The organism is Kitasatospora sp. NPDC127116 (genome assembly GCF_042677365.1).
GTDB lineage: Bacteria > Actinomycetota > Actinomycetes > Streptomycetales > Streptomycetaceae > Kitasatospora > Kitasatospora lactacystinica.
Genome location: NZ_JBHXTL010000068.1, coordinates 47432 through 53502, shown reverse-complemented (window position 1 = coordinate 53502; position 6071 = coordinate 47432). Strand labels below are relative to the sequence as shown.

Below are 6071 nucleotides of genomic sequence, written 5' to 3'. Positions count from 1 at the left end.
GCCCCCGCAGGACGTCCTGCGGGGGCCGCGGCCGTGCCCGGGCTCAGTGCCCGTTGACGTCCACCACCTCGACGCCGCGGATGTTCCGCTCGATCTCCTCCGTCGGCAGCGCGATCGCCAGCGCCCAGTAGTAGACGACCAGCGAGAACACCACCACGACCACGATGTCCCACCACAGCGGCAGGTTCCCCTTGGCGCCCGCGCCGAAGGTGCCCTGCCAGGAGGTCAGGCCCATGCCGAGCAGGTAGACCGGCAGCCACTGCCCGGCCCGGAAGTCCATCCGAGGCGCGTTCGGCAGCCCCTTGGAGCGCGCGTACCAGGAGTACCCGCCGAGCAGCGCGTAGCCGATCACGATCGCCAGGCCCAGGCGCCACAGGGTGTCCCAGCCGGACCAGTAGATGACCAGGCTCGCCACCACGAAGGCCAGCGGCGAGATCACCGAGCCGCCGGGCAGGTGGTACGAGCGCTCCATCTTCGGCAGCCGCTTGCGCAGCACCCCGAAGGCCAGCGGGGCGCCCGCGTACATCAGCACCACCGCCGAGGTGATGAAGCCGACCAGCCGCTGCCAGCTCGGGAAGGGCAGGAAGCAGATCACCCCGGCCACCCAGGCGATGAGCAGGCCCAGCCAGGGCACCGCGCGCTTGTCGGTGGACTGCAGCACCTGCGGTGCGTAGCCGTTGCGGCTCAGGCCGTAGGTGACCCGGGAGCTGGAGGTGATGTAGACCAGTCCGGTGCCGGCCGGCGAGATGACCGCGTCGATGAACAGCACGGTGGCCAGCCAGCCCAGGCCGATCAGGGTCGCCAGGCCGGCGAACGGTCCGCTGATCCCGGGGTAGTCGAGGGTGCTCCAGCCCTGGGCGAAGGTCTCCGGCGGCAGTGCGCCGATGAACACCACCTGGAGCATCACGTAGACGATGGTGCCGACCACCACCGAGCCGAGCACCGCGCGGGGGATGTCCCGGCGCGGGTTGCGGCTCTCCCCGGCCCACTGGATGGCCTGTTCGAAGCCGAGCAGCGCGAAGATCACCCCGCTGCTGCTGATCGCGGTGAGCACGCCCTTGGCGCCGTCCGGCGCGAAGCCGTGCACGTCGAAGTTGGAGCCGTGGAACTCGGTGAGGCCGAGCGCGAAGATGGTCAGCACCGGGATGGCGACCTTCCACACGGTGGCCGCGCTGTTGGTGTGGGCGAGCAGCCGCACGCCGAGGAAGTTGACCGCGACGAAGACTCCGAGCAGGGCGGCCGCGACGACGAATCCCCAGCCGGTCAGGGTCAGGTTCTTGTTCAGCAGGCCGTCCGCCCAGCTCCAGTGCTGGGCGTAGTTGATCATCGCCTGCACCTCGATCGGCGCGATGGTCGCGGCCTGCAGCCAGGTGAACCAGCCGAAGGACATCCCGGCGAACCCGCCGAAGGCGTAGTGCGGGTAGCGCGCCGTCCCGCCCGCCACCGGGAACAGCCCGCCCAGCTCGGCGTGGACCAGCGCCAGCAGGATGATCGCCACCGCGCCGATGCCCCAGGACAGCAGCGCCGCCGGCCCGGCGGCCACCGCCGCCTTCTGCGCCCCGAAGAGCCAGCCGGAGCCGATGATCGCCCCGACCGAGGCCCAGAGCAGTCCGATGACGCCGACCTCGCGCCGCAGCCCGGTGTGCCCCGAGCCGGGCGGATTGGATGAGGAATGGGCCATGGCCGATCGCCTCTCGAAGCAGGAGGAATTCCTCCGACAGTGCCCCAGCCCGGGCGCCTCCCCTCCCCGAAACGCCCCGCACTCCGCGCCCCTCACCCGAACAGCCCGCGGGAACCGCCCGCCGGCACAGTTTCCGAAGCGTTCACCCGCCCGGCACGTGGAACTCACCGGCGGCAGGCAGGCTCCCGGACAGTGCTTGAAGTTGGCTATACAACTTCAGCCCATACGACAGCCGTAGTGCCGCCGAGGAGAAGACCGATGACCGAACTGCCGCCGTACTGGCTGCGCGACAACTGCCCGTGCGCCGAGTGCCGGGACCCGCGCAACGGACAGAAGCTGTTCCAGATCGACGACCTGCCCGAGGACCTGGCGGTCGCCGGGAGCGCGGAGGCCGACGGACACCTGGAGGTGCGCTGGTCGGACGGCCACCGCTCCCGCTACCCGCTGGAGTGGCTCGACCGGGCCGACGAGGGCGACGGGCGCACCGAGCGGGGCAAGCGGCTCTGGACGGCGGCGGACTTCGCGTCCGGCCTCCCGCAGGCGCGGTGGGAGGCCTACCTGGCCGACCCGGCCGAGCGGGCCGCGGTGCTGGCCGCCGTACGGGACGACGGCTTCGCCGTGCTGCGCGGGGTACCGGCCGTCGAGCGGCAGGTGCTGCGGGTGGCGGAGAGCTTCGGCCACGTACGGGTCACCAACTACGGGGAGCTGTTCGACGTCCGGGTCGAGCCGGACCCGAACAACCTCGCCTTCACCAGCGTCGCCATCGCCCCGCACACCGACAACCCGTACCGGGACCCGGTGCCGACCCTCCAGCTGCTGCACTGCCTGGAGAACTCGGCGACCGGCGGCGACTCCGGGCTGGTGGACGGGTTCAAGGCCGCGGCGCTCCTCCGGGAGGAGGCGCCGGCCGCGTTCGAGGTCCTCACCCGTACGCCCGTCCCGTTCGTCTTCCGCGACCGGGGCACCGAACTGCGCGCCGACCGCCCGCTGATCGACGTGGACCCGCTGGGCCGGATCCGCGAGGTCAGGTTCAACAACCGCTCGATCGGCACCGTCCGGGCCGGCGCCCCGAACGGCCTGAACGCCTTCTACGCCGCCTACCGGCGCTTCGCCGCGATCACCCTGCGCCCCGGGCTCCGGCTCACCTTCCGCCTCGGCCCCGGCGACTGCCTGATCTTCGACAACACCCGCCTGATGCACGCCCGGACGGCCTTCCGGCAGGACGGCCACCGCCACCTCCAGGGCTGCTACGCCGACCTCGACTCCCTGCACAGCACCCTCGCGGTGCTGCGCCGCCGTGCCGCCGCGCTGGACGCGATCGCCGCCCTGTTCGCGGGCGAGGGCGCCGGGGAGTACCTGGGCGAGGAGGTCACCATGGCCGAGCACATGCTCCAGGCCGCCGCCGCCGCCGCCGAGGCCGCCGGGGCGCCGGCGCACCTGGTCGCCGCCGCGCTGCTGCACGACGTCGGCCACTTCTTCGACGAGCACGGCCAGGGATCCGCGCACGGAAGGGATCTGATGAAGGGTCAGGACAATCGCCACAGCGACTCCGGGGCCGACTGGCTGGCCCGCTGGTTCGGCCCGGAGGTCACCGAGCCGGTCCGGCTGCACGTGGCCGCCAAGCGCTACCTGTGCGCGGTCGAGCCCGGGTACCGGGAGCGGCTCTCCGCGGCCTCCGAGTACACGCTGGGCGTCCAGGGCGGCCCGATGGACGAGCGCCGGGCCGCCGCCTTCGCCGAACTCCCGGGCGCGCGGGACGCGGTGGCGGTGCGGCGCTGGGACGAGCGGGCGAAGGTGGCGGGCGCCCCGACGCCCGGCTTCGAGCACTACCGCCCGCTGCTCGCCGCCCTCATGCGGTGAGGACGCTCACGCGCTGAGGGCGCTCACGTGCTGAGGGCGCTCACGCCGTGCGGGCACTCACGCCGTGCGGGCGCTCACTGCTCACGCCGTCAGGACGCCCGCACGGTGACGCCCCCGCGCCGGGGGCACCCGGGCGGCACGCGCGAGGGGCTCAGTCCAGCTCCCGCGCGTGCCGCGAAAGCGCCGAGGTGGCCAGGGAGTTGTGCACGCTGAACGCCACCGTCCCGGGCAGGTAGCGGTCCTGGGACCACTCCACCGGCGTGCCCGTCGGGTCGGTCGTGCGCCGCCGCTCGCGCAGCAGCGGACCGCCCCGGCGGCAGCCGAGCAGCCGGGCGTCCTCGGCGTTGGCCGGGACGACGTCGATGGTGTGGTCGGCGTCGGTGAACAGGATGCCGTGCTCGCGCAGCACTTCGGTGTGCGAGACCACGTCCGGCGGCAGCTCGGCGACGATCTCGCCGACCCGCGGCGGGTACACGGTGCGCTCGACCATCACCGGCGTGCCGGACAGCGTCCGCAGCCGGACGATGACGTACACCTCGGCGCCCGGCTCCAGGCGCAGTTGCTCGCGCTCGGCCGCGTCGGCCGGGCGGCGCACCAGCGAGTCCAGGATGCCGCCGGGCTCCTCGCCCATCGAGTACGCCCAGTGCGTGAAGCTGAGGAGTTCGGAGAAGCTCTGCACCCGGGCGCCGCCGAGGACCACCCGGCGGGTGCCGCGCCGGGAGGTGACCAGTCCGTCGGAGCGCAGCACCGCGAGGGCCTGGCGGACGGTGCCGCGGGAGACGCCGTACTGCTCGGCCAGCGCGCCCTCGGCGGGCAGCCGGCCGGCCTCGCCGTAGGCGCCGGTGGTGATCGCCTCGCGCAGGTCGGCGGCGACCTTCCGGTACAGCGCGCCGGGGCGCTCGGCCGCGGGCTCCGCGGCGGCCGAGTGGTCCCCGGCGGCCGGGCGCCCCTCGGCCCCGGGGCGCTGGGGCTCAGTTGCCACGTCAGTCAATGTCCCTCCTGGGGCGGTGTCCTGCGCAGCCGTACCGGCGCGGACAGCCCGACCTTATCCCGCTGCGCCTTCGAAGCATCGCACCGAACGGTTCACGCTCCGATGGCCGGATTCCACCGTTCCCGCAGCCGACCCCGGTTCTGGGCCGTCCGTTCACCTTCCCGTCACCGGCCTCCGGCGTACTTACTGCTGTCAGCGAAGTTGGCTAGTCAACTCGGACGACGTCGATCGATCGCTCACCCGGCCGGTCCGCCGCCCTTCGCGAGACGCAGGCCCGCGGAACCCCCCGCGAACGCCCCTCGCAGTACGCCCCCTTAACAGGAGACTTCCCCGTGACCGTGCACCGCGCCCGCGCCGCCGCCTTCGCGGCCGTACTGACCGCCGCCGCGCTCTCCCTCACCGCCTGCGGCTCCGCCGGTTCGAGCGCCAAGTCCGGCGACGCCGCCAAGGACGGCGCCAAGGACGCCAAGACGGCCACCTCGGCCGCCGACTTCGGCGGCATGGACGGCCTGATCGCCGCGGCCAAGAAGGAGGGCAAGCTGCACGTCATCACGCTGCCCCGGGACTGGGCGAACTACGGCAAGATCATCGACGGCTTCAAGGCCAAGTACGGCATCGAGGTCGAGGAGGAGAACCCGGACGGCTCCAGCCAGGACGAGATCAACGCGGTCAACTCCCGCAAGGGCCAGGACCGCGCCCCCGACGTGGTCGACCTGGGCAGCGCCTTCGCCCTCCAGGCGGTCAAGGACGGCATCCTCGCCCCCTACAAGGTCGCCACCTTCGACAAGGTGCCGGACACCATGAAGGACGCGAACGGCGCCGCCGTCAACGACTACGGCGGCTACGTCTCCATCGGCTGCGACGCCAAGAAGATCGCCAACTGCCCGAAGACCTTCGCCGACCTGCTCAAGCCCGAGTACAAGGGCCAGGTCGCCCTCAACGGCAACCCGACCAAGTCCGGCTCCGCCTTCGGCGGCGTCTACGCGGCCGCGCTCGCCAACGGCGGTTCGCTGGACAACGTCCAGCCCGGCATCGACTTCTTCGGCAAGCTGAAGCAGTCCGGCAACTTCAACCCGGTCGAGTCGACCCCGGCCACCATCGAGAAGGGCGAGACTCCGATCTCGATCGACTGGTCCTACCTGAACGCCGGTTACACCGACGAGTTCAAGGACAAGGGCGTCGACTGGAAGGTCTCCATCCCGACCGACGGCTCCTACGCCCAGTTCTACAACCAGGCCGTCAACAAGTGGGCCCCGCACCCGGCGGCCGCCCGCCTGTGGCAGGAGTACCTGTTCAGCACCGAGGGCCAGAACCTCTTCCTCGGCGGCTACGCCACCCCGTCCACCTTCGAGGCCCTGAAGAAGGACGGCACCCTGGACGCCACCGCCGCCGCCAAGCTGCCGGCCGTCGAGAAGCCGTTCACCACCTTCCCGACCGTCGACCAGATCAACGCGGCCAAGAAGGTCGTCACCGAGAACTGGACCAAGGCCGTCGCCGGCTGACACCCCGGCCACGTACCGCACTTCGGGCTGAGAAAAG

Annotated in this window: 4 protein-coding genes; 2 read left to right on the top strand and 2 right to left on the bottom strand. The window is 72.1% G+C overall.

Features of this window, described 5'->3' with window-relative positions; all coding sequences use genetic code 11:
- Positions 1–43: 43 nt before the first annotated feature.
- On the bottom strand, positions 44–1681 hold the full coding sequence (locus tag ACFVHV_RS25615) for an APC family permease (protein WP_380353748.1): 1638 nt from the start codon (positions 1679–1681) through the stop codon (positions 44–46).
- Positions 1682–1939: 258 nt separating this feature from the next.
- Between ACFVHV_RS25615 and ACFVHV_RS25610 the strand changes: the two genes are divergently transcribed.
- Positions 1940–3541 carry a TauD/TfdA family dioxygenase gene (locus tag ACFVHV_RS25610; RefSeq protein ID WP_380353745.1) on the top strand — a complete coding sequence of 534 codons (1602 nt, stop codon included), beginning with the start codon at positions 1940–1942 and terminating at the stop codon, positions 3539–3541.
- A gap of 151 nt (positions 3542–3692) precedes the next feature.
- Here ACFVHV_RS25610 and ACFVHV_RS25605 read toward each other — a convergent pair whose 3' ends face one another.
- Positions 3693–4523, bottom strand: coding sequence for a GntR family transcriptional regulator (locus ACFVHV_RS25605; RefSeq protein WP_359905441.1), 831 nt, complete (start codon positions 4521–4523; stop codon positions 3693–3695).
- 341 nt (positions 4524–4864) lie between these two features.
- On the opposite strand from ACFVHV_RS25605, the gene ACFVHV_RS25600 reads away from it, so the two are divergent.
- Positions 4865–6034, top strand: coding sequence for an ABC transporter substrate-binding protein (locus ACFVHV_RS25600; protein ID WP_359905438.1), 1170 nt, complete (start codon positions 4865–4867; stop codon positions 6032–6034).
- Positions 6035–6071 lie beyond the last annotated feature (37 nt).

Excerpts from the sequence above, each read along its gene's own strand:
- ACFVHV_RS25610 (WP_380353745.1), top strand. The coding sequence starts at position 1,940 with ATGACCGAACTGCCGCCGTACTGGCTGCGCGACAACTGCCCGTGCGCC.
- ACFVHV_RS25615 (WP_380353748.1), bottom strand. The coding sequence starts at position 1,681 with ATGGCCCATTCCTCATCCAATCCGCCCGGCTCGGGGCACACCGGGCTG.